The organism is Cellulosimicrobium composti (assembly GCF_010287905.1).
In the GTDB taxonomy this organism is placed as follows: Bacteria; Actinomycetota; Actinomycetes; order Actinomycetales; family Cellulomonadaceae; genus Cellulosimicrobium; species Cellulosimicrobium composti.
In genome coordinates this window covers 56,902-78,557 of record NZ_JAAFAN010000010.1, presented here as the reverse complement: position 1 = coordinate 78,557, position 21,656 = coordinate 56,902, and the positions used below count along the sequence as shown (strand labels likewise).

The following is a 21,656-nucleotide window of genomic DNA, read 5'->3' as shown; positions in this document are numbered from 1 at the left end:
CGGCGCAGGCCGCGACCGCCCGGGTGCCGCGCCGGCGCGGTGGTACGTTCGCGACGCGGCGGCCCGGCGCGGCCGGCCGACACCTCGCGACCACCGACCCGGGAGCACCGTTGAAGATCCTCGTGCCGAGCACCATCGCCCTCGACGTGCAGGCGGGACCGGACGACGAGGTCGTCGTCTACGACGCCGCGGCGCCGTTCCGCCCCGAGGACGCCGACGCGGAGGTGCTCGTCGTCTGGGCCAGCTCTGCGGAGAACCTGGCCGACGCCGCGGCACGGCTCGGGCGCGTGCGCTGGGTGCAGACGCTCGCCGCAGGTCCGGACGCGGTGCTCGCGGCGGGCTTCGGCCCCGACGTGACGATCACGTCCGGCCGCTCGCTCCACGACGGCCCGGTCGCCGAGCACGCGCTCGCCCTCGTCCTCGCGTGCGTGCGGCGCCTCGACGCGCTCGGAGCCGCGCAGCGCGAGCACCGCTGGGACCTCGCCGTGAACCGGGGGCAGTCGGACCCGGCGACCGCCGCGCTCTACACGCTCGACGGCGCGCGCGTGACGATCTGGGGCTTCGGGTCGATCGCTGCCCGGCTCGCGCCGCTGCTCGCGGCGCTCGGCGCGCACGTGACCGGTGTGGCGGGCACGCGCGGCGAACGGCACGGGTTCCCCGTCGTCTCGGACGACGACCTCCCGGACGTGCTCGCGACGACGGACGTGCTGATCTCGCTCCTGCCCGCGCTCGCCACGACCCGCCACGCGTTCGACGCCGCCCGCATCGGCCAGCTCCCCGACCACGCGGTCTTCGTCAACGTCGGGCGCGGCGCCACCGTCGACGAGGACGCGCTCGTCGCGGCCCTGCGCGACGGCCGCCTCGGTGCCGCGGCACTCGACGTCACCGAGACCGAGCCGCTGCCCGCGACCTCACCCCTGTGGGACGCGCCCCGCCTGCTCATCACGCCGCACGTCGCGGGCAACCGCCCCCAACGCGCCTCCGACCTCGTCAACGCCAACCTCGACGCCCTCCGCACCGGCCGCCCCCTGCGCAATGTCGTCCCCCGCTGACCGCCGAGCCCGCCGGGCGACCAGAAGACTCGACGGGGCGATCCCGGGACGACGAGCCGACGCCGGAACGGGCCAGACGACAGGACGAGACCGAGCGCGCCGAGACGAAGTGCCGACCCCGGAGCGGGGCGACGAGCCGACGCCGGACGGTGGCGGGGCGACGAGCCGACGCCGGAGCCGGCCGAGAGGACGGAGCCGGCGCCGGAGCCGGCCGAGAGGACGGAGCCGGCGCCGGAGCGGGGGCGGGGCGGGTCGTGGCGGGTCTGGCGGGAGCCGCGAGGAACGAGCGGCGGATGGTAGACCCGCCCCGCCCCCGCGCAGGCGTCGGCGGTGGCGACCCGAACCCGGCTTCGCCCCCGCGAAGGCAGTGGCGACCCGGCACCCGCGCGGGTCGAGGAGCCCCTACCAGCGACCGTTGCGCGGCCGCGGCTGGCAGTGCGGGCACGTGTACGACGACCGGTTCATGAACTCGTCGCGCCGCACGGGCGTCCCGCAGCGCGGGCACGGCTCGCCCTCCTGCCCGTAGACCGCGAGCGAGCGCGAGAAGTACCCGGACTGCCCGTTGACGTTGACGTAGAGCGCGTCGAAGCTCGTGCCGCCCTGGGCGAGCGCCTCGGACATGACGTCGGCGGCGGCGTCGAGCAGGCGGTGCGCCTCGGGCCGGCGCAACGTGTCGGTGGCCCGGGCGTAGTGCAGGCGTGCGCGCCACAGCGCCTCGTCCGCGTAGATGTTGCCCACCCCGGACACGACGGTCTGGTCGAGCAGCGCGCGCTTGACGCCGGTGCGGCGGCGGCGGATCGCGTCGACGACGTCGTCGCGCCGCAGCGCGGGGTCGAGCAGGTCTCGGCCGATGTGCGCGACGGGCGCGGGCACGGCCGGGAGGTCGGACCCGAGCCCGCCGGGCGCGCCGTCGGGCGTGGGCACGAGGTCCTGGACCGAGAGGTGGCCGAACGTGCGCTGGTCGACGAAGTCGAGCGCGAGCGCGCCAGCGGGGCCGACGCCCTCGGGCTCGAGGAGGATCCGCACGCGCAGGTGCGGTGACCGCTCCGCGAGGCCGGGCCCGGAGCGCACGAGGAGCTGCCCGGACATCCCGAGGTGGGCGAGCAGCGCGGCCGCGGGGCCGGCGTCGGGCACCTCGTCCGCGGTGGCGGGCACGAGCGGGAGCCACAGGAACTTGCCGCGGCGCACCGCGGCGTCGAGCCGCTGGCCGAGCAGCTGGTCGCGGAACCCGGCCGGCCCGCTCTCGTGGCGCCGCACGCTGTAGTCGCGCAGCACCTCCACGTCGACGACGCGGGTGCCCAGCACGTGGCGGTCGAGACCGTCACGGACGGTCTCGACCTCCGGGAGCTCAGGCACCGGCGTCCTCGGCCGCCTCCGCGGCTGCCGTGCGCTCCGTCGCCGCGTCGCGCTCGGCCTGCTCGGCGGCGAGCGTGCGGTAGGCGCGCTCGGCGGCCTCCTGCTCGGCGTACTTCTTCGCGGTGCCGCTCCCGGTCCCGTACAGGCGGCCGTCGAGGTGGACGTACGACGTGAAGACGCGCGCGTGGTCCGGCCCGACGGCGTCGCTCGAGTAGGAGGGCGCGCTCAGCCCTGCGGCGGCCGCGGCCTCCTGGAGCGACGTCTTCCAGTCGAGTCCCGCGCCGAGGCCCGCCGCAGCGGAGAGCGTGGGCTCGACGAGCTCGAGCACGAGCCCGCGCGCGGGCTCGAGGCCGTGGCTCAGGTAGACGGCGCCGATGAGGGCCTCGACCGTGTCGGACAGGATCGAGTCCTTGTCGTTGCCGTGCGTGCGGATCTCGCCCTTGCCGAGCAGCACGTACTGCCCGAGGCCGAGCCGGCGCGCGATCGCGGCGAGCGACTTCTGCGAGACGGTCGCGGCCCGCATCTTGGCGAGCTCGCCCTCGGACAGGTCGGGGTGGCGGCGGTAGAGGGTCTCCGTGACGACGAGGCCCAGGACGGTGTCACCGAGGAACTCGAGACGCTCGTTCGTGGGGATGCCGCCGTTCTCGTGCGCGAACGACCGGTGCGTGAGCGCAAGCACGAGAAGCTCGGGGTCCAGATGGACCCCGAGCTTCTCGAGAAGACCGGATGCCGGTGCAGCCGGTGCCACGCGCCTCAGCCTGCGTGCTCGGTGCGCAGCGCCTCGGCGTACTGGCGGCCCTTGTAGGTACCGCACGTCGGGCACGCCGCGTGCGACAGCTTGTCGCCCTTGCACTGCGGGCAGGTGGTGAGGTTCGCGGCGGTCGTCTTCCACTGCGAACGACGCGCACGGGTGTTGCTGCGCGACATCTTGCGCTTCGGAACAGCCACGGCTAGCTCTCTTTCGTCTCGTCGGACACGTTCGAGGTGTCGAACATGCTCTCCAGCGCCGACCACCGAGGGTCGACAAGTTCGTGTGCGTGCCCCGGGTCGTCCGCCAGACGCGCCCCGCACTCGGAGCACAGCCCCGGGCAGTCCGCTCGGCACACCGGACTGAATGGTAGTGCAGTGACGACCGAATCCCGTAGCGCGGGCTCGATGTCCGCGAGGTCGCCGTCGAGGTCGTAGACGTCCTCGGCGTCCTCGAGGTCGTCGCCGGACTCCTGGGCGGCCTTGGCGCGCTCCGGGTAGGCGAAGAGCTCGCCGAGCTCGACCGTGACGTCCTCGTGCACCGTCTCGAGGCACCGCACGCACTCACCGACCGCGTGGCCCGTCACCGTGCCGGAGACCAGGACGCCCTCCATCACGGCCTCGAGGCGCAGGTCGAGCTCGAGCTCGCTGCCCTCGGGGATGCCGATGACGGCCGTGCCGAGGTCGGCCGGCGCACGCACGGTCCGGCGGACCGTCCGCATGCTCCCGGGTCGCCGACCGAGCTCGTGCGTGTCGAGCACGAGCGGCGACGTCTTCTCGGCGGTGATGGCGCGCTCCAGGATCGGAGCCCGCGGGCACGAGAGCCCGCGGACGGTGGTCAACGATGGTCGAGGGCCGGCGACCGCTCGACGGCGGGTGCCAGGCACGGGCCGACGCGTGACGCGCCGAGCCAAACATCGATCTTACGTCACGCGACGGCCTGGTCGCCACCTGCTCGACGCCGGTCGCCCGGGTGGGCCGCCCGGGGGCGTCACCGGGCGGCGCGCTCCACGCCGCGGTCGCGCATCGTCGCGGGGAACGGCGACTCCTCGGGCTCGGCGGCCCGGTCGCCGAGACGGTCCGCGAGCTTGGCCCGGCCCGCCTGGACCTGGGCGAGCAGCTTGCCGAGGTCCACCTCGAAGTCCGCGAGCCGGCGGTCGCAGTAGTCGTCGGCGTCGCGCCGCAGGGCGGCCGCCGCCTCCTCGGCCTCGTCGACGATCTCGCGGGCACGCGACTCCGCCTGGACGACGACCTGCTCCGCCTGGACGAGCTCGATCGCCCGGGCGCGCGCCGTCGTGAGGATCTCCTCCGCCTGGCGGTGCGCGTCCTCGAGCACGGCGTCCGCCTGCGCGAGCACCTCGTCCGCGTGCGCGAGCTGCTCGGGCAGCGCGCCCCGCAGCTCGTCGACCAGCGCGAGCGCGTCGCCCTTGTGCACGAGCACCGACGCCGACATCGGCATGGTGCGCGCCGTCTCGACGAGGTGTGCGAGGTCGTCGAGGATGGCGTTCAGCCCCGCCTGCGCCTCCTCGGTCGTGCGGTCGTCGTGCGTCGGTCGTCGGTCCTGCTGCTCGCTCACGTACCCGGTCCTCCCCGTGGTGCTCACCTGCTGCTCCCCTGCTCCCGTGCCAGCGCGGCGCGGACGGCGTCTCCCGCGCCCGGCGGCACGAGGTCGTCCACCGGGCCCCCGTGGCGCGCGATGTCCTTGACGAGCGACGACGCCACGTGCAGGAGCGCGGCGTCGCCCGCGACGAACACGGTCTCGACCCCGGCCAGGTGCCGGTTCATGAGCGCCATCGGCAGCTCCGCGTCGAAGTCCGCACCGCCGCGCAGCCCCTTGACCACCGCAGCCGCCCCGACCTCGCGGCAGAAGTCCACGAGCAGGCCCGGCACGACCTCGACCCGGACACCGTCCAGGCCGGCGTCGGCGACCGCGGCGCGCGCGATCGCGACGCGCTCGTCGACGCTGAGGAGCGCCGACTTCGACGCGTTCCGCGCGACCCCGACGACGACCTCGTCGAAGAGCGCACGGGCCCGCCGGACGATGTCGAGGTGGCCCAGGGTGATCGGGTCGAACGACCCGGGACAGACGGCTGTGGTCACCTCGTCACGGTAGTACACGAGGCGGCCGCGGCCCGGGTGGCGGGGCCGGGCGCGCGCGGATCGCCGTCGCGCGCCACGATGGTCGGCGTGACCCCGTCGTCCGGTCCCGTCGTCGTGCCGCTCGGCACGCCGGCGCTCGTGCGCTCGCTGCACCGCGAGGTGCTCGAGCCGTCGTTCCCGCCGGCCGAGCTCGTCGACGCGGAGCGCCTCGTCGCGGGCCACGCGTCGGGCCGGCTGCGCAGCCTGGGCGTCGTCGAGGACGACCGTGTCGTCGCGGGCGTCGTCGGCGAGTGGTTCGTCGACGCGCGGGTCCTGCTCGTGCTGTACCTCGCGATCGCGCCCGGGCGGCGCGGCGGCGGGGTCGGCGGGCGGCTCCTCGCGGCGGCGCTCGACGACTGGCGCGCGCTCGCCCCGCTCGCCGTCGTCGCCGAGGTCGAGCACCCCGACCACCACGCCGCGAGCGACGCGTACGGCGACCCGGTGGCACGGCTGCGGTTCTACGCGCGCCTCGGCGCCCGCGTCCTCACGCTCCCCTACTTCCAGCCGGGCGACGGTCCCGGCGGCGAGCGCGTTCCGGCGCTCCTGCTCGTGTCGTTCCCCGCGCGCCCGGGTGACGACGTCGACGACGTCCCGGCAGTGCCGCTGCGCGCCTTCCTCGAGACGAACCTGCGCGAGAGCGAGGGGACGCTCGCCGACGACACCGCGACGCGCCGTCTGCTCGACGCCGCGGGAGGCGCGCGCGTCCGGCTCGTCGACCCGGCCGACCCGGTGGCCCTCGCGACCGTGCCGGTCGCGCTGCTCGCGCCCGCCGAGGCCCGCGCCCCGACGGCCTGAGCCGAGCATGCCGTCCCGACGTGCCGACCATGCGGTCGTGGCCCGTCCGGCGCCCCGGACGCGCCGAGACCGCATGGTCGGCGTGGTGGGCTATGCGTCGTCGGGAAGCTCGGGGCCCACGAAGAACACCGTCGTCTCGCCGTAGTCCTTCCGCGCGACGAGCTCCCACCCGTCCGGCCACGACGGCTCCGGCGTGCGGGTGGACCGCTCGACGACGACGACGGCCGCCGGGTCGAGCACGCCGGGTGCCGCGAGGTGGGCGAGCACGCGCTCGAGCGCCTCCGCGGTGACGTCGTACGGCGGGTCGACGAGCACGAGGTGGTACGGGCCGTGCCCCGGGCGCCCGGCGCCCGACGCCTCGGCCTCCCCACCCGCCGCGGTCCGCTGCGCCGCAGCCGCCGCGACGCCCGCGACGAACGCCTCGGCGGGCTGGGTGACGACCCGCACGCCGCCCAGACCGAGGGCGGCGACGTTGCGCCGCGCCACGTCCGCTGCGGCCCGCGCCGAGTCGACGAGCGTCACGTCGACCGCGCCGCGGCTCGCCGCCTCCAGGCCGAGCGCGCCCGAGCCCGCGTACAGGTCGAGGACGCGCGCGTCGTCGACCACCCCGAGGTGCTCCAGGCGCGAGAAGATCGCCTCGCGCACGCGCTCGCTCGTCGGCCGCGTCCCCCGCGGCGGGACCTGCAGCGTCCGCCCCCCGACCGTTCCCGCCACGATCCTCGTCACGCGCCCAGCCTAGACACGCGCGGCCGTGCCCGGCGCCACGGGCGCCCGCTCGCGAGGGCCTAGGCACGTGGGCCCGGATCGCTCAGGCGCGCTCGAGGAACTCCTCGCGCTCCGGGTCGAGCTGCTCGCGGATCGCGCCCGCGAGCGCCGGGTGGCCGGCGAGGTCGGGGTCGTGCGCGACGACGTCCGCCGCGTCGGCCCGTGCGGTCGCGATGACGTCCGCGTCCTTGACGACGCGGAGCAGGCGCAGCGAGCTCGCGCGCCCGGACTGCGCGGCGCCGAGGACGTCGCCCTCGCTGCGCAGCTCCAGGTCGACGCTCGCGAGCTCGAACCCGTCGGTCGTGCGCGCGAGCGTCTCGACGCGCGTCGCGGCAGGCGTGCCCGGCTGCGCGGTGGACACCAGGAGGCACAGGCCCGCGGCCGAGCCACGGCCGACGCGGCCGCGGAGCTGGTGGAGCTGGGAGATGCCGAACCGGTCGGCGTCGAGCACGACCATGACCGTCGCCTCGGGCACGTCGACGCCCACCTCGACGACCGTCGTCGACACGAGGACCTGCACGGCGCCCGACGCGAAGTCCGCCATGACGGCGTCCTTGTCCGCCGGGGCCATCTGCCCGTGCAGCACGCCGACCGCGAGTCCCGCGAGGCGCGGGTGCGCGCGCAGCTCGTCGGCGACCTCGAGCACGGCGCGCAGGGGCGCGCGCTCGGTGGCGTCGGGCGCGTCCGGGTCGAGGAGGAAGTCCGGCACCTCGTCGAAGTCGTCGTCGCCGCGCGGCGCGGCGGTGCCGGCGTCGGGCTCGTCCGGGTGGATGCGCGCGCACACCACGTACGCGCGGTGCCCGGCGTCGACCTCCTCGCGCACGCGTGCCCACGTGCGCTCCATCCAGGTCTCGTTGCCGGCCGGCACGACGTGCGTCGTGATGCCCGCGCGCCCGGCGGGGATCTCGGTGAGCGACGACGTCTCGAGGTCCCCGAACACGGTCATGGCGACGGTGCGCGGGATCGGGGTCGCGGTCATGACGAGCAGGTGCGGGCTCGTGCGCGCCTTGGCACGCAGCGCGTCGCGCTGCTCGACGCCGAACCGGTGCTGCTCGTCGACGACGACGAGCCCGAGGTCGGCGAACTGCACGTTCTCGGACAGCAGCGCGTGCGTGCCGACGACGATCCCGGCGGCGCCGCTCGCCGCGTCGAGCAGGGCCTCCTTGCGCGCGGCCGCGCCGAGCGACCCGGTGAGCAGAGCGACGCGCGTCCCGTGCTCGGCGCCGCCGAGGAACCCGCCCTCGGCGAGCGGCCCGAGGAGCGCGCGCAGCGTGCGCGCGTGCTGCGCGGCGAGCACCTCCGTCGGCGCGAGGAGCGCGGCCTGGCCGCCGGCGTCGATCACCTGGAGCATCGCGCGCAGCGCGACGACGGTCTTGCCCGACCCGACCTCGCCCTGCAGGAGCCGCTGCATGGGTCGCGCGAGCGCGAGGTCGGCGGCGATCTCCTCGCCCACCTCGCGCTGCCCCTGCGTGAGCGTGAAGGGCAGGGCGGCGTCGAAGTCGGCGAGGATGCCGGGCTCGCCCGGCGCGCGCGGCGGGCGAGCCGTCGCGGGCTCGGCGGCCGCGCGGGCGCGCCGCTGGGCGAGCGCGGCCTGGAGCACGAACGCCTCCTCGAACCGGAGCCGGTCGCGCCCGCGCCGCCACTGCTTCTCGTCGTACGGCTCGTGCACGTCGCGCAGCGCCTCGAGCCGCGTGCCCAGCCCGTGGCGCTCGCGCACCGCGTCGGGGACGGGGTCGGGCACGTCCTCCTCGCGCAGCGGGTCGAGCACGGTGCGCACCGCGGGCTGGATCTTCCAGCTCGGGATGCTCGCGCTCGCGGGGTAGATGGGGATCGGCCGGCTCGCCTCGAGCACGGCGCTCTCGGCGTCCTCCGCGTCGTCGTCCATCCCGATGATCTTGTAGTCCGGGTGGGTGAGCTGGCGCGTGCCCCGGTACATGCCGACGACGCCCGTGAACAGCCCGTGCCGGCCGGGGGCGAGCCGCTGCTCGTGGTAGCGCAGCACGTTGGGGCTCTTGGCGAAGAACGTCAGCGAGAGCTGCTGCGGGCCGTCCGTCACGACCGCCTCGAGGATGGCCCCGGCGCGGTTGCGCATGCGTCGCACCGTCGCGCTGCGGACCTGCGCGACGATCGTCACGTGCTCGCCGAGCGACAGCCCGCCGAGGTCGGTCAGCCGGCCCGGGTCGCCGTACCGGCGCGGGTAGTGCCGCAGGAGGTCGCCGACCGTCTCCAGCCCGAGCTTCGCGAGCGCGCCCGCGCTGCGCGTCCCGACGGCGCGGGTCAGGGGCTCGGCCAGACGGTCGCTCATGCCACCACCTCCTCGGCCGCGTCGCGGCCCTCGTCGGGTCCCTCGGCGGCGAGCGCGACGGCGCCGCCAGCCCGCCCGGAGCGCAGGAGCACGAGCTCGGCGCCCGCACGCGCCGCGTGGCCGGGCAGGTCGTCGAGCGCCGCGTCGGGCACGTCGTCGTCGGCGAGCACGGTCACGAGCTCGGCGCGCCGGGTGAGCAGCCGCGCGAGGAGGCCGCCGAGCACTGTCGCGGCCTCGGCCGCCGGGAGCCCGGTCGTCCGCGCCTGCGCCGTGCGCACGCCCGCGAGCGCGAACCGGGCCGCGTCGACCCGCCGCCGCGGCTCGGGCTCGACGAGCTGCGCGGCCGCGAGCGCGACCGCGACGTGCAGGTCGGTCGGGGCGGGCAGCACGTCGAGCGTCGTGACGCCGTCGCCTCGGAGCGTCCCGCGCAGGGCCTCGACGTCGTCGGCCGGGAGGTCGGTCCCGGCGAGGAGCGCGACGTGCGCCGCCCGTGCGTCGACGGCCACGCGGTGGAGCGCCGCGCGGTCGACGGGGCCGACCGCGTCGCGCAGCAGCACGACGGCGCCGGCGCGCGCGAGGTCCGCGACGAGCGCCGGGGCCGTGGTCACCGCGACGAGGCCCGGCCCGTCGTCCTGGCCCGCACCCGCGTGGTCGTGCGGCCGCGCATCGACGACGGCGCCCCGGTCGCCCGGCCCGGGCAGATGCCGCACGCGGACCTGGCGCAGGCCGCCGCCTCCCGCGGGACGGGAGGCCGAGCCGGGCGGCCCGCCGACGTCCGCCGCGAACGCCCGGCCCGCCGCGACGGCGGCCATCGGGTGGTCGGTGTGGACGTGCGCCTGCCAGAGGCCGGAGCCGCCCTGGCCGGGCCCGCCGACCACGACGACCGAGTCCCCGATCCGGGCCAGGTCCGCGCGCAGGTGCTCGGCAAGGGCGTCGTCGCCGGTCGCTGGGGCCGCCGCGCCCGACGCTCCCGGCGCGCGCGACGGCGCGGCCGGACCGTCGACCACGTACATCACCTCGAACTCGCCCCCCTCGTGCACGCCCTCGGTACCGGCGCCCGTCCCGGCGGACGACCCGGGCACGGGCACCATGCCGGACATCATGCCGAGCACGTCCGACACGCCCGCGCCGGCCGGGTCGTGGCCGTCCTCGGCGCGCCCGACCGCCTCGACGAGCGCGCCGAGCACGAGCACGAGACCGAGCGCGCCGGCGTCGAGCACCTGCGCCCGCGCGAGCACGTCGAGCTCGCCGGTGCTGCGCAGCGCCGCGGCGCGCGCGCCGTCGCGGGCCGCGGCCGCGACGGTCGCGGGTGTGGCCCCGGGGGCCGTGCGGGCGGCCGTGAGCGCGGCGCGCGCTGCGGCGTCGGCGGCCGTGAGGATCGTCCCGGGCGCGGGTCGCGCGACCGCGCCCCGGGCGGTGCGCGCGGCGCGGTCCAGACCGGCCGCGAGCGCGTCGCCCGGGACGACCGGGCGCTCCGCGAGCTCGAGCGCGAGCCCGCGCAGGTACTCGCTGAGGATGACGCCGGAGTTGCCGCGCGCGCCCACGAGCGCGCCGCGGGCGAGCCGCACGAGCAGGTCCCCGGCCCCGCTGCCCGGTGCCCGACCCGCCGGCAGCGCGCGGACCGCGTCGAGCAGCGTGAGGTACATGTTCGTGCCCGTGTCGGAGTCCGCGACGGGGAACACGTTGACCCGGTCGAGGGGCTCGCGCGCCGCCGCGAGGGCGCGCACCGCCGCCCCGCCCCACGCGACGACGACCGCGGCGTCGACCACGTCGGCTCCGGGGCTCACGTCGGACCGGCTCCTCGCGCTCGGGGGCGGCCCGCCGTACGGTCGACGGGCCGGACGACCGGTCGGGTCGTCGGGACCACGGTAGTCACCCGAGCGTGGTGCCGGGGCCGAGCCGCCCACGCGGAGGTCCATGCGAAGGCGAGCGAGGTCGGGCCGACCCGGGCCGGTTTGAGATCGGGCCGCCGGATCGGATACCCTGACGAGGTTGCCCGGGTGCTTCGCGCGCCCTCGACACCGTCGAGGAGCCGCCGAGGAACACCGGGCGAGACACCCTACAGACCATTCAGGACGTCGCCGCTGCGTGCGCGACGTGCACGACGATCAGGAGAAACCGTGGCTGCCAACTGCGACGTCTGCGGCAAGGGCCCGGGCTTCGGGCACAGCATCTCGCACTCCCACATCCGCACGAAGCGCCGCTGGAACCCGAACATCCAGCGCGTGCGCGCGGTGGTCGCGGGGACGCCCAAGCGTCTCAACGTGTGCACCTCCTGCCTCAAGGCCGGGAAGGTCACCCGCCCCGCCTGAGTCTCGCGAGACTTCCCACGAGAGCGTCTGCCGGTCGTCCGGCAGGCGCTCTCGTCGTCTGCGCCCGGGTGACGCGACCGTGCGCGGCGTGCCAGGGTGACCATGGTGGCCCGGGCGATGCGGGGCGGAGCGAGCGGGGGCGTCGTGCGAGGACCAGCAGGGGCGGTCGCGGCGGTGCTCGCCGCGACGCTCGCGGCCCTGGGCTCGGGCTGCTCGGCCGGCGGGACCTGCCCCCGCCGTCGGGTACGGGACGACGCTCGCGGTGCGGCTCTTCGACGGCTGGCCCGACCGCGACGCGCACGCGGTCGAGGTGAGCTGCCCCGACGCCGAGCCGGACTGCGGGCTCGGCGAGGACGAGGACCCGTCCGGGCCGCGCTGGTTCGCGTCGGTCAACACCCCCGACCTGGTCGACGTGCGCGTCCTCGACGCCGCGGGGACCGTCGTGTCCGAGCGCGCCGTCGAGCCGGACTATCGGGTCGTGGCCCGCCCGCACGGGACCGCGTGCGGGGGGCCGCGCGAGGCCGTCGTGAGCCTCGTGGACCGGTGACGTGGTGGTCGCGCGACGCGCGCGGCACGACCGTCGCCTTGCGGAGATCTCCTGGAGATCAGGACAAACCGGTTTGGTGGATCCCGGGCGCGGTGGCAGTCTTTGTCCATGGTGACGGAACTGAGCGAGGTAACGATCCGCCCGGCCGGTCCCGCGGACGCGAGCGCCATCGCGGCCGTGCACATCGCGTCGTGGCGGGGCGCGTACGCGGGCATCGTGCCCGACGAGTACCTGGCCTCGCTCGACCACGACCAGCGCGAGAAGCACTGGGTGCAGAGCCTGTCGACCCCCGGCGCCCGCACGTGGCTCGCCGACGCCGACGGCCGCACGATCGGCTTCGCCACGCTGGGCCCGAGCCGGGACGAGGACGCCGAGCCGGGCGACCTGGAGATCTACGCCATCTACCTCGACCCGGAGTCGTGGGGGCGCGGCGTCGCGCGCGACCTCATGCGCACGATGCTCGGCGAGGTTCCCCCGGGCACGACCGTGACGCTGTGGGTCCTCGAGGACGCGGAGCGCGCGCGCCGGTTCTACCGCCGCCACGGCTTCGTCCCCGACGGCGTCGAGCGCCGCGACGACATCGGCGGCAAGGACCTCACCGCGGTCCGCTACCGCCGGAGCTGAGTCCCGCGCCTCAGGCGCGGAAGTGGTCCCACCCGGGCGCCCGGTGCGGCACCGCGCCGTCGAGGCGCACGCCCGCGCCGTCGTCGTCCGCAGGGCGCACGACGCCGATCGCCCGGAACCCCGCCGGCAGCGTGGCGTGCGCGGGGAAGGTCGCGAGGAGCGCGTGGTCCTCGCCGCCGGACAGCACCCAGCCCTCGGCCCGGTCCTCCGCAGCACCCGCCCCGGGCGCGTCACCCGCGTCGCCCGCGGCGCCGGCGTGCCCCGCGAGCGCGCCGGCGGCCGCCCGGAGCCGGTCGCGGTCCGCGCCGAGCGTCGCGGGCGCGAGGTCCAGGACGGCGCCGCTCGCGCGGGCGATCCGGCCCGCGTCGCGCAGCAGCCCGTCCGAGACGTCCATCATCGCGGTGGCCCCGGCGTCGGCCGCTGCCGGGCCGGCCGCGAGCGGCGGGTCCGGGCGCAGGTAGGCGGCGACGAGCGCGTCGTCGACGTGGCCGCGGCCCGCGTCGAGCAGCGCGAGCCCCGCTGCGGACCGGCCGAGGGATCCCGCGAGCGCCACGACGTCCCCGGGGCGCGCACCGGAGCGCAGCACGGGGGCGCGCCCCTCGAGGTCCCCGTGCACGGTCACCGCGACGACGACCTGGTCTCCCCCGGACAGGTCGCCGCCGACGACCGCGGCGCCCAGGGGCGTGCAGGCGTCCGCGAGCCCGCGCGCGAGGCCCGTGACCCAGTCGACGGGCAGGTCGCCCGGCATGACGAGCGAGACGACGAGGGCCGCGGGGCGCGCACCCATGGAGACCACGTCGGCGAGGTTCTGCACCGCGGCCCGCCACCCGACGTCGTACCCGGACGACCAGCGGCGGCGGAAGTGCCGGTCCTCGACGAGCACGTCGGTCGAGACGACGTAGCGGCCGTCGGGCGCCGCGACGACGGCGCAGTCGTCGCCGGGGCCGACGAGCGTCGTCGGCGCGGTGGGCAGCAGGGGGAAGATCCGGGCGAGGAGCGCCTCCTCGGGCACGTCGCGGACCAGCAGGGGCGTCTCGCTCACGCGGCCACCCTAGCCGCCGTCCGGCCGGTCACGGGCACCGTCCGGGGGCCGCTACGGTGGTCGCGTGCTCGACGTCGTCCCTCCCCGTCCCACCTCCGCCCGCCCGAGGTCGCCCCGGGCCCGCCGCGCGTCCCGACGGCCCCTCGTCCGCGTGCTCGCGGTGCCCGCGCTCCTCGGTACCGTCGCCGCGACCGCCGCGTGCGCGCCGCGCATCGGCGTCCCGGTCGCGGACGACGCGGCGAACCCGCTGTGCGCGGACGTCGTGCTCGCGCTGCCGGAGTCGCTCGGCGAGGACCTGCCGCAGGTCGGGACGACGAGCCAGGCCACGGCCGCGTGGGGCGAGCCGGGCGCGGCGGTGACGCTGCGGTGCGGCGTCGAGGTGCCCGGGCCCACGACGACGGCGTGCCAGAGCGTCGAGTCCGACGGCGGCACGGTGGACTGGCTCGTCGTCGAGGAGGACGGCACGTGGACGTTCACGACCTACGGGCGCGACCCCGCGGTGCAGGTCGTGGTGCCCCCGGCCGTGACGGAGCAGCACTCCACGTCGTTCGTCGCGGACCTCGGGCGCGCCGTCATGGAGGTCCCGCAGACGCGCGCGTGCGTCGGCACGGGCGACCTGGGCTGAGGCCGGCGGGTCAGCGCAGGCCGGTGGGCCGCTCGAGCGCGAGCGCGACGAGCTCGTCGATGAGCTCGGGGTAGCTCAGACCCGACTTCTCCCACATGCGCGGGTACATCGAGTAGGGCGTGAAGCCCGGCATGGTGTTGATCTCGTTGACGACGACCTGCTCGTCGGGCGTGACGAACACGTCGACGCGGGAGAGCCCCTCGGCGCCGACGGCCTCGAACGTACGGATTGCGATCTCGCGCACACGCTCGACGAGGTGCTCGGGCAGGTCGGCGGGGCACGACAGCTCGACCCCGGCCTCGTCGAGGTACTTGGCCTCGAAGTCGTAGAAGTCGTGGATCTCGCCGGTGACGACGATCTCGCCCGGCAGCGACGCGCGCGGGCGCTCGCCACCGCGTCCGCCGAGCACGGCGCACTCGATCTCGCGTCCCACGACGCCCGCCTCGACGACGACCTTGGGGTCGTGCTCCTGCGCGGCGGCGATGGCCGCGGGGAGGTCCGCGAGGTCGTCGACCTTGGAGATCCCGAGGCTCGACCCGGCGCGCGCCGGCTTGACGAACACGGGCAGGCCGAGCGCGGCCACGGTCTGGGTCCACGCCTCGGGGTCGCGCTCGAACGCGCCCGGCTTGATGACGGTGTACGGGGCGATCGGCAGACCCTCGCCCGCGAGCACGAGCTTCATGTAGTGCTTGTCCATGCCGACCGCGGACGCGAGCACGCCCGCGCCGACGTAGCGCACGTCGGCGAGCTCGAGCATGCCCTGGAGCGTGCCGTCCTCGCCGTACGGCCCGTGCAGGAGCGGGAAGACGACGTCCACCTCGCCGAGCACGCGCGGCACCTCGCCCGGCGCGAGGACGCGCAGGTCCCGGCGACCGGTCGACAACGGGAGGATGACCTCCTCGCCCGTGGCCTCGACCTGCGGCAGCCGGCCCGCGGTGATCTCCCAGCGCGCCGGCTCGTCGGCGGCGAGGACCCACTCCCCCGACGGCGTGATCCCGACGGGCACGACGTCGTAGCGCGACCGGTCGATCGCGCGCAGGACGCCCGCCGCCGTCGCGGCGGAGATGGCGTGCTCGCCCGAGCGGCCCCCGAACAGGACGAGGACGCGGGGCTTGCGGGGCGTACCGGTCGGGCGCTCGTCGGTGGACGGCACGGACCGGTCGGGGCTCTGGCTGGACATCGCGGACGACCCTACCGGACGTGGGACCGCGCGGACGCGCGCGTGCGGGCTCCTGAGGACCGCCCTGGCAGGCCCGTGACGACCGCCACGGGAACGATCGCGCGCGCCGCCGCGTTGGGAGTGCCGTGGAAGACACGACTCTCGAGGCCCCCGCGGCCGACGACCCCGACCATAGTCCCGGCCGCACCGGCCCCGGCACCCGGCGGACGCACCTGCGCGTCACCGGCGACCGGAGGGCGGTGCGGGCACGATGACGACGGTCCTGTCCCTCCTGCTCGGCCTCCTCGTGGTCCTCGCGATCACGGCGGCGACGGCCTACTTCGTCGCCCAGGAGTTCGCCTACATGACCGTCGACCGCTCCCGTCTGGGAGCGAAGGCGGAGGCCGGCGACGAGTCGGCCCGGCGCGCGCTCGCCGTCACCCGGCGCACCTCCTTCGTCCTGTCCGGGGCACAGCTCGGCATCACCGTGACGGGACTGCTCGTCGGCTACGTGGCCGAGCCCCTCATCGGCGAGTCGCTGGGCACCCTGCTCGGCGGCGTGGGCGTCCCGGCGGGCGCAGGCGTCGCGATCGGCACCGTCCTGGCGCTCGTGCTGTCGACCATCGTCCAGATGCTGTTCGGCGAGCTGTTCCCCAAGAACCTCGCCATCGCGCGCCCCGAGCCGCTCGCGAAGGGCCTGGCGCGGTCCACGACCGCCTACCTCACGGTGTTCGGCTGGCTCATCGCGGTGTTCGACAAGGCGTCCAACGCGTTGCTGCGGATGCTGCGGATCGAGCCCGTCCACGACGTCGACACCACCGCCACGGCGCGCGACCTCGAGCACATCGTGGCCGACTCGCGCGAGAGCGGGGACCTGCCCGACGAGCTCTCCGTGCTCCTCGACCGCGTGCTGGACTTCCCGCAGCGCGACGTCGAGCACGCGATGATCCCGCGCTCGCGCGTGGGCACCGTCCGGCCCGAGGCGACGGTCGCCGAGGTCCGTGGGCTCATGGCCCGCGCGCACACGCGCTACCCCGTGGTCGACGACACGGACCAGCCGCTCGGCGTCGTCCAGCTCGCCGACGTCCTCGCGACCGACCTGCCCGACGACGCCCCCGTGACCGCGATCATGCGGCCCGCCGTCGTGCTGCCCACGCTCATGACGCTGCCCGACGCGCTCGCGCAGCTCAACGCCACGCGCAACCAGCTGGCGTGCGTCATCGACGAGTACGGCGGCTTCACCGGCGTGCTCACGGTCGAGGACCTCGCCGAGGAGCTCGTGGGCGAGATCACCGACGAGCACGACCCCGAGCAGCCGGTCACGGTCACGGCCGAGGCCGACGGCGTGTGGGTCATGGGCGGCGACGTCCACCTCGACGAGGCCGAGCGCGCGATCGGGCACGACCTGCCGCGCGGCGACCACGAGACGGTCTCGGGCCTCCTCATCTCCCAGCACGGCGCCCTGCCGCGCGCGGGCGACACGGTCGAGGTGCCCCTGCCCGACGACCCGGCCGACCTCGTCCACGACGAGCCCGTGCACCGCGCGCTCGTCGTCGACGTCCTGTCCGTCGAGCGGCACGTGCCGCGCCTCGTGCGCGTGCGCCTCGTCGAGCAGCGCGGCGACGTCCCCCACGCCGACGCCCCCGACCCGACCGACGCGACGGAGGAGACCCGATGAGCAGCCCCTGGGTCGTCGTCGTGGCGACCGTCGTCATCATCGCGCTCAGCGCGTTCTTCGTCGCCGTGGAGTTCGCGCTCCTCGGCGCCAAGCGGCACCGCCTCGAGGACGCCGCCCCCCGGAGCCGCGCCGCGCGCGCCGCGCTGCGCAGCTCGAACGAGCTCACGCTCCTCATGGCGGGCGCGCAGCTCGGCATCACCGCGTGCACGCTCGCGCTCGGCGCCATCACCAAGCCCGCCGTGCACCACTGGATCACGCCCGTCCTCGAGACGTGGGGCGCACCCTTGTGGGCCGCCGACGTCGCGGGCTTCGTGCTCGCGCTCGTGATCGTCACCTTCCTGCACCTCGTCGTCGGCGAGATGGCGCCGAAGTCGTGGGCGATCGCCCACCCCGAGCGCTCGGCGACGCTGCTCGCCCTGCCCATGCGCGGCTTCATGGCCGCGTCCCGACCGCTCCTGCGCTGGCTCAACTCGCTCGCCAACCGCTGCGTGCGCGCCGTGGGCGTCGAGCCGGTCGAGCACGTCGAGGGCGGCGGGCAGGACGCCGCGACCCTGCGCCACCTCGTGGAGCACTCGGCGAACGTCGGTGCGCTCGAGGCGTCCTACCGGGCCCAGATCTCGGGCGTCATCGAGCTCGAGACGCTCACCGTCGACGCGCTCGTGCCGGCGGGCGCGCACCCCACGTCCGTGCCGTCCACGGCCACGGCCGCCGACGTGCGCGCCGCGTCCGCCCGGTCCGGGCACCTGCGCATCCTCGTGCAGAACGGGAGCGTCGTGCCGAAGGTCGTGCACGTGCGCGACACGCTGCTCGAGCCGGACGACCGCCCCGCGCGCGACCTCGCGCGCCCGGGCTTCGTGCTCCCCTCGGGCACGACCGTGCACGCCGCGCTCGCGCGCATGCGCGAGTCGAGCGAGCAGCTCGCGGTCGTCATGGACGGCGAGCGGTTCGTCGGCGTCGTCACGCTCGCGGACGTGCTGCGCCGCATCCTGCCGCACCCCGACGAGCCCTCGGCGGCCCTCGTCGGCTGACCGACCGGCGTACGGTGGACGGGCCCCGGCGCCCTCGGTCGCCGGGGCCCGAGCCGTCCGTCCGACCGAAGGCAGGCCATGTCCACGCCCGTCCCGTCCCCGGCGCCCTTCGCCGCCCCCTTCCCCGCCGCCCGCACCCTCCTCGCCGACGACCTCCTGGGCGAGATCCGCGGCCGCGCGGCCGGCTACGACCGCGACAACGCGTTCTTTACCGAGGACCTCGACGCCCTCACCCGGGCCGGCTACCTGCGCGCGCTCGTCCCGGAGTCGTTCGGTGGCGCCGGTCTCGGGCTGCGCGAGGTCGCGCACGAGCAGGCGCGCCTCGCGGGCGCGGCGCCCGCGACGGCTCTGGCGGTCAACATGCACCACGTGTGGACGGGTGTCGCGCGCTACCTGCACGAGCGCGGGGACTCCTCGCTCGACTGGCTGCTCGAGGAGGCCGGGCGCGGCGAGGTGCTCGGGTTCGGCTACTCCGAGGGCGGCAACGACCTCGTGCTGCTCGGCTCGCGCACCGAGGCGCGGCCCGACGGCGCGGGCGGCTACACGTTCCACGGCCGCAAGATCTTCACCTCGAACTCGCCCGCGTGGACGCGCCTCGGCGTCCTCGGGCTCGACTCGACGTCCGACGACGCCCCGCGCCTCGTGCACGCGTTCGTCGCCCGGGACGCCGGGGTCGAGGTGCTCGACGACTGGGACACGATGGGGATGCGCGCGTCCCAGTCCCGCTCGACCGTGCTCGACGGCGCGCACGCCCCCGCCGACCGCGTCGTGCGGCGCCTCGCACCCGGGCCGACGCTCGACCCGCTCGTCGTCGGGATCTTCACGACGTTCGAGACCCTGCTCGCGTCGGTGTACACGGGCATCGCCGAGCGTGCGCTCGAGCTCGCCGTCGCGGCCGCGCGCCGCCGGACGTCGATGAAGAACGACGGGGCGCCGCTCTCCCAGGACCCGGACATCCGCTGGCGCCTCGCGGACGCCGCGCTCGCGCTCGACGCCGTCTGGCCGCAGATCGACACGGTCGCGGGCGAGCTCGACGCGCTGGTCGACCGGGGCGCGGGCTGGTTCCGCGCGACCGCGGGCCTCAAGGTGCGCGCGACGGAGACGGCCAAGACCGTCGTCGACCAGGCGGTCCGCGTCGCGGGCGGGTCCAGCTACTTCTCCGGCAACGAGCTGGGCCGGCTGTACCGCGACGTGCTCGCGGGGATCTTCCACCCGTCCGACGACGAGTCCGCCCACTCGACGGTCGCGCAGTCCCTCCTGGGCCCGCTCGACTGACGGGACCGCCGCGCCGAGCATGCGGTTCTGGCCCGTCCCGGCGGCGGGACGGGCCAGAACCATATGTTCGGCCGGCACGGTCGCCAGGTCCGGGGTCAGGGGGCGGTCGCCCGGGGCACTCGTCTCGGGCGCGGGCGTACGCTGCCGCCATGACCGACGCGACCGCCCCCGACGCCCTCTCGCCCGCGACCGTCGCCGTCGCCGCCGGACGGCCCCCACGGGCGCAGGGCGCGCCCGTGAACCCCCCGATCGTGCTGTCCTCGACGTACGTCTCGCAGGGTGTACAGCAACCGGGTGAGCTCCTGTACACACGGATGGACACCGAGACGTGGCACCCGTTCGAGGAGGCGCTGGCCGCGCTCGAGGGCGGCGAGCACCCGGGCGTGGCGTTCGGCTCCGGGATGGCGGCGATCGCGGCCGTGTTCTCGTTCGTGCCCGCGGGCGGGACCGTCGTGCTCCCGCGCCACGCGTACCAGGTGACGCTGGGGTTCGCGGACGACCTCGCGGCGCGCGCAGACGTGCGGGTCGTGCGCGTCGACGTCGCCGACACGGACCAGGTGGTCGCCGCGCTCGACGGTGCGTCCCTCCTGCTCGTCGAGTCGCCGACGAACCCCATGCTGGAGGTCGCGGACCTGCCGGTCCTCCTCGCGGCCGCGCGCGAGCGGGGCGTGCTGACCGCCGTCGACAACACGTTCGCGACGCCGCTCGGCCAGCGCCCGCTCGACCACGGCGCGGACGTCGTCGTGCACTCGGTGACGAAGTACCTCGCCGGGCACTCGGACGTCGTGCTCGGCGCGGCGGTCGCCCGCACGCCCGAGCTCACCGCGGCGCTGCGCGCCTACCGGACCCTGCACGGCTCGATCCCGGGCCCGTTCGAGGTGTGGCTCGCCCTGCGCGGCCTGCGCACGCTCGCGCTGCGCGTCGACCGCGCGCAGGCGAGCGCCACCGAGCTCGCACGACGCCTCGCCGACCATCCCGACGTCGTCGAGGTCCGCCACCCGAGCCTGCCGAGCGACCCCGGCCACGAGCGCGCGACGCGCCTCATGACGGGCTACGGGTCGATCCTCGGGGTGCGCCCGCGCGGCGGTGCGGCCGGTGCCGACGCCGTCGTGGGGGCGGTGCGGCTGTGGGTGCCGGCGACGAGCCTCGGGGGCGTGGAGTCGAGCCTGGAGCGCCGTCGCCGGTTCGCGACCGAGTCGCCGACCGTGCCCGAGGACCTCCTGCGCCTGTCCGTCGGCATCGAGGACGTCGAGGACCTGTGGCGCGACCTCGACCGGGCGCTGCGCGCCGCGGCCGGCTGACGCGCTACCCGGCGTCGCCCCGCAGGTCCCGCCGCGTCGGCGATCCTCGCGTCGGTGCCCGGCGGCAGGTGCTCTCGCAGCGGGCCCGCACGGCCGCCGAGACCGCGTCGTGACCCGACCGGGACCGGACCGTGGCCGGGCCGCCGCGCGAGCGTGACCTGCGGTTTCTAGGATCGACGCATGACGACTCGACGAGCGGTGCGCAGGGGCGACTGCGGACGACGGCGGCACCCGGTCGTGCCCGCGGCGCGGCGGGGCAGCGCCGCGTCGGCGGCCCTGCTCGCCCTCGCGCTCGCCGCGTGCACGCCGGGCGGGACGGACGACCCGCCCTCGCCGTCGGGGAGCGCGACGAGCGACGCGCCCGACCCGACGCCGTCGGACTCCGGCACGGCGGGCGAGAGTCCGACCGACGACGCGTCGACGCCGTCCGACGACGCGACCGAGGCACCCGTGCCGTTCCCCGCGAACACCGAGCCCGACACCGCCGACCCGTCGGCGGACGCCGCGCTCACCGTGACCGACGTGCGCGTGGGGCACCACGACGGGTTCGACCGCGTGGTCCTCGAGCTCGGCGGGACGGGCACCCCGGGGTGGCGCGTCGAGTACGTGGACCAGCCGATCGGCGACGGCAAGGGCGACGTCGTCGCGGTGGACGGCGACGCGTACCTCCAGGTCATGATCTCCGGCTCGGGGTACCCGATGGACACCGGCGTCGAGGAGTACGCGGGCCCCAACCCCGTGCGTGCGGGTGACGACGGCGAGGTCGAGGAGGTCCGCCTGCTCGGGGTGTTCGAGGGGTACACGCAGGCGTTCGTCGGGGTCGACGACGAGCCGCGCCCGTTCCGCGTGTTCGCGCTCGAGGACCCGACCCGCGTCGTGGTCGACGTCCGCGACGACGGCTGAGCG

Annotated in this window: 22 protein-coding genes; 11 read left to right on the top strand and 11 right to left on the bottom strand. The window is 76.3% G+C overall.

What is annotated here, in order from left to right:
* Positions 1–110 precede the first annotated feature (110 nt).
* Positions 111–1,052, top strand: a complete 942-nt coding sequence (locus GYH36_RS04920; RefSeq protein ID WP_162289266.1) for an NAD(P)-dependent oxidoreductase — start codon at positions 111–113, stop codon at positions 1,050–1,052.
* Positions 1,053–1,454: 402 nt separating this feature from the next.
* On the opposite strand, the gene mutM is transcribed toward GYH36_RS04920, so the two are convergent.
* The 6 genes from mutM to coaD all read right to left on the bottom strand — a co-directional run bounded on the left by mutM (position 1,455) and on the right by coaD (position 5,255).
* A complete protein-coding gene (mutM, locus tag GYH36_RS04910; RefSeq protein ID WP_162289265.1) occupies positions 1,455–2,408 on the bottom strand; it encodes a bifunctional DNA-formamidopyrimidine glycosylase/DNA-(apurinic or apyrimidinic site) lyase in 954 nt (317 codons plus the stop codon).
* Positions 2,401–3,156 (bottom strand): ribonuclease III, encoded by a 756-nt coding sequence (gene rnc / locus GYH36_RS04905; protein ID WP_051471671.1) that lies wholly within the window; start codon positions 3,154–3,156, stop codon positions 2,401–2,403. The genes mutM and rnc overlap by 8 nt, the downstream gene beginning before the upstream one ends.
* A 5-nt stretch (positions 3,157–3,161) precedes the next feature.
* Positions 3,162–3,356 (bottom strand): 50S ribosomal protein L32, encoded by a 195-nt coding sequence (rpmF, locus tag GYH36_RS04900; RefSeq protein WP_021482203.1) that lies wholly within the window; start codon positions 3,354–3,356, stop codon positions 3,162–3,164.
* Positions 3,357–3,358: 2 nt separating this feature from the next.
* On the bottom strand, positions 3,359–3,877 hold the full coding sequence (locus GYH36_RS04895) for a YceD family protein (protein ID WP_203231589.1): 519 nt from the start codon (positions 3,875–3,877) through the stop codon (positions 3,359–3,361).
* Positions 3,878–4,146: 269 nt separating this feature from the next.
* Positions 4,147–4,731 (bottom strand): hypothetical protein, encoded by a 585-nt coding sequence (locus tag GYH36_RS04890; protein ID WP_024840763.1) that lies wholly within the window; start codon positions 4,729–4,731, stop codon positions 4,147–4,149.
* A 23-nt stretch (positions 4,732–4,754) separates the two neighbouring features.
* Positions 4,755–5,255, bottom strand: coding sequence for a pantetheine-phosphate adenylyltransferase (gene coaD, locus GYH36_RS19560; RefSeq protein ID WP_162289264.1), 501 nt, complete (start codon positions 5,253–5,255; stop codon positions 4,755–4,757).
* Positions 5,256–5,342: 87 nt separating this feature from the next.
* Between coaD and GYH36_RS19555 the strand changes: the two genes are divergently transcribed.
* Positions 5,343–6,089, top strand: a complete 747-nt coding sequence (locus tag GYH36_RS19555) for a GNAT family N-acetyltransferase (RefSeq protein WP_162289263.1) — start codon at positions 5,343–5,345, stop codon at positions 6,087–6,089.
* Between the two features lie 90 nt (positions 6,090–6,179).
* On the opposite strand, the gene rsmD is transcribed toward GYH36_RS19555, so the two are convergent.
* From rsmD to GYH36_RS04865, 3 genes are all read right to left on the bottom strand, one after another.
* Complete coding sequence (gene rsmD, locus GYH36_RS04875) at positions 6,180–6,815, bottom strand: 16S rRNA (guanine(966)-N(2))-methyltransferase RsmD (RefSeq protein ID WP_115942818.1); 636 nt, start codon at positions 6,813–6,815, stop codon at positions 6,180–6,182.
* Positions 6,816–6,897: 82 nt separating this feature from the next.
* Positions 6,898–9,159, bottom strand: coding sequence for an ATP-dependent DNA helicase RecG (recG, locus tag GYH36_RS04870; RefSeq protein ID WP_162289262.1), 2,262 nt, complete (start codon positions 9,157–9,159; stop codon positions 6,898–6,900).
* Complete coding sequence (locus tag GYH36_RS04865) at positions 9,156–10,946, bottom strand: DAK2 domain-containing protein (protein WP_312028510.1); 1,791 nt, start codon at positions 10,944–10,946, stop codon at positions 9,156–9,158. Before GYH36_RS04865 ends, recG begins: the two co-directional genes overlap by 4 nt.
* A gap of 333 nt (positions 10,947–11,279) precedes the next feature.
* On the opposite strand from GYH36_RS04865, the gene rpmB reads away from it, so the two are divergent.
* The 3 genes from rpmB (at position 11,280) to GYH36_RS04850 (ending at position 12,642) form a co-directional block, all read left to right on the top strand.
* Entirely contained in the window at positions 11,280–11,471 is a 192-nt protein-coding gene (gene rpmB, locus GYH36_RS04860; protein ID WP_024840757.1) for a 50S ribosomal protein L28, read from the top strand.
* 262 nt (positions 11,472–11,733) lie between these two features.
* Positions 11,734–12,018 (top strand): hypothetical protein, encoded by a 285-nt coding sequence (locus GYH36_RS04855; RefSeq protein ID WP_162289260.1) that lies wholly within the window; start codon positions 11,734–11,736, stop codon positions 12,016–12,018.
* Between the two features lie 108 nt (positions 12,019–12,126).
* Positions 12,127–12,642 (top strand): GNAT family N-acetyltransferase, encoded by a 516-nt coding sequence (locus GYH36_RS04850; RefSeq protein WP_024840755.1) that lies wholly within the window; start codon positions 12,127–12,129, stop codon positions 12,640–12,642.
* A gap of 10 nt (positions 12,643–12,652) precedes the next feature.
* Here GYH36_RS04850 and GYH36_RS04845 read toward each other — a convergent pair whose 3' ends face one another.
* Complete coding sequence (locus GYH36_RS04845; RefSeq protein WP_162289259.1) at positions 12,653–13,684, bottom strand: thiamine-phosphate kinase; 1,032 nt, start codon at positions 13,682–13,684, stop codon at positions 12,653–12,655.
* 151 nt (positions 13,685–13,835) lie between these two features.
* Between GYH36_RS04845 and GYH36_RS04840 the strand changes: the two genes are divergently transcribed.
* The gene (locus tag GYH36_RS04840; protein ID WP_024840753.1) at positions 13,836–14,309 is read left to right on the top strand and encodes a DUF3515 family protein; all 474 of its coding nucleotides are present in this window, start codon (positions 13,836–13,838) and stop codon (positions 14,307–14,309) included.
* Positions 14,310–14,319: 10 nt separating this feature from the next.
* Here GYH36_RS04840 and GYH36_RS04835 read toward each other — a convergent pair whose 3' ends face one another.
* On the bottom strand, positions 14,320–15,489 hold the full coding sequence (locus tag GYH36_RS04835) for a D-alanine--D-alanine ligase family protein (RefSeq protein ID WP_162289258.1): 1,170 nt from the start codon (positions 15,487–15,489) through the stop codon (positions 14,320–14,322).
* 250 nt (positions 15,490–15,739) lie between these two features.
* Between GYH36_RS04835 and GYH36_RS04830 the strand changes: the two genes are divergently transcribed.
* The 5 genes from GYH36_RS04830 to GYH36_RS04810 all read left to right on the top strand — a co-directional run bounded on the left by GYH36_RS04830 (position 15,740) and on the right by GYH36_RS04810 (position 21,653).
* Positions 15,740–17,146 carry a hemolysin family protein gene (locus GYH36_RS04830; protein WP_162289257.1) on the top strand — a complete coding sequence of 469 codons (1,407 nt, stop codon included), beginning with the start codon at positions 15,740–15,742 and terminating at the stop codon, positions 17,144–17,146.
* Positions 17,143–18,174, top strand: a complete 1,032-nt coding sequence (locus GYH36_RS04825) for a CNNM domain-containing protein (RefSeq protein WP_155100137.1) — start codon at positions 17,143–17,145, stop codon at positions 18,172–18,174. The genes GYH36_RS04830 and GYH36_RS04825 overlap by 4 nt, the downstream gene beginning before the upstream one ends.
* A 78-nt stretch (positions 18,175–18,252) precedes the next feature.
* Positions 18,253–19,449, top strand: coding sequence for an acyl-CoA dehydrogenase family protein (locus tag GYH36_RS04820; RefSeq protein ID WP_162289256.1), 1,197 nt, complete (start codon positions 18,253–18,255; stop codon positions 19,447–19,449).
* Between the two features lie 149 nt (positions 19,450–19,598).
* Entirely contained in the window at positions 19,599–20,750 is a 1,152-nt protein-coding gene (locus tag GYH36_RS04815; protein WP_162289255.1) for a trans-sulfuration enzyme family protein, read from the top strand.
* Positions 20,751–20,930: 180 nt separating this feature from the next.
* Positions 20,931–21,653 (top strand): AMIN-like domain-containing (lipo)protein, encoded by a 723-nt coding sequence (locus GYH36_RS04810; RefSeq protein WP_246209195.1) that lies wholly within the window; start codon positions 20,931–20,933, stop codon positions 21,651–21,653.
* Positions 21,654–21,656: the final 3 nt, after the last annotated feature.

Bases quoted from the DNA above. Each gene is read 5' to 3' on its own strand.
- GYH36_RS04850 (WP_024840755.1), top strand. From the start codon at position 12,127: ATGGTGACGGAACTGAGCGAGGTAACGATCCGCCCGGCCGGTCCCGCG.
- GYH36_RS04835 (WP_162289258.1), bottom strand. From the start codon at position 15,489: ATGTCCAGCCAGAGCCCCGACCGGTCCGTGCCGTCCACCGACGAGCGC.
- GYH36_RS04810 (WP_246209195.1), top strand. From the start codon at position 20,931: ATGACGACTCGACGAGCGGTGCGCAGGGGCGACTGCGGACGACGGCGG.
- GYH36_RS04825 (WP_155100137.1), top strand. From the start codon at position 17,143: ATGAGCAGCCCCTGGGTCGTCGTCGTGGCGACCGTCGTCATCATCGCG.
- recG (WP_162289262.1), bottom strand. From the start codon at position 9,159: ATGAGCGACCGTCTGGCCGAGCCCCTGACCCGCGCCGTCGGGACGCGC.
- GYH36_RS04815 (WP_162289255.1), top strand. From the start codon at position 19,599: ATGACCGACGCGACCGCCCCCGACGCCCTCTCGCCCGCGACCGTCGCC.
- GYH36_RS04895 (WP_203231589.1), bottom strand. From the start codon at position 3,877: ATGCGGACGGTCCGCCGGACCGTGCGTGCGCCGGCCGACCTCGGCACG.
- GYH36_RS04830 (WP_162289257.1), top strand. From the start codon at position 15,740: ATGACGACGGTCCTGTCCCTCCTGCTCGGCCTCCTCGTGGTCCTCGCG.
- GYH36_RS04820 (WP_162289256.1), top strand. From the start codon at position 18,253: ATGTCCACGCCCGTCCCGTCCCCGGCGCCCTTCGCCGCCCCCTTCCCC.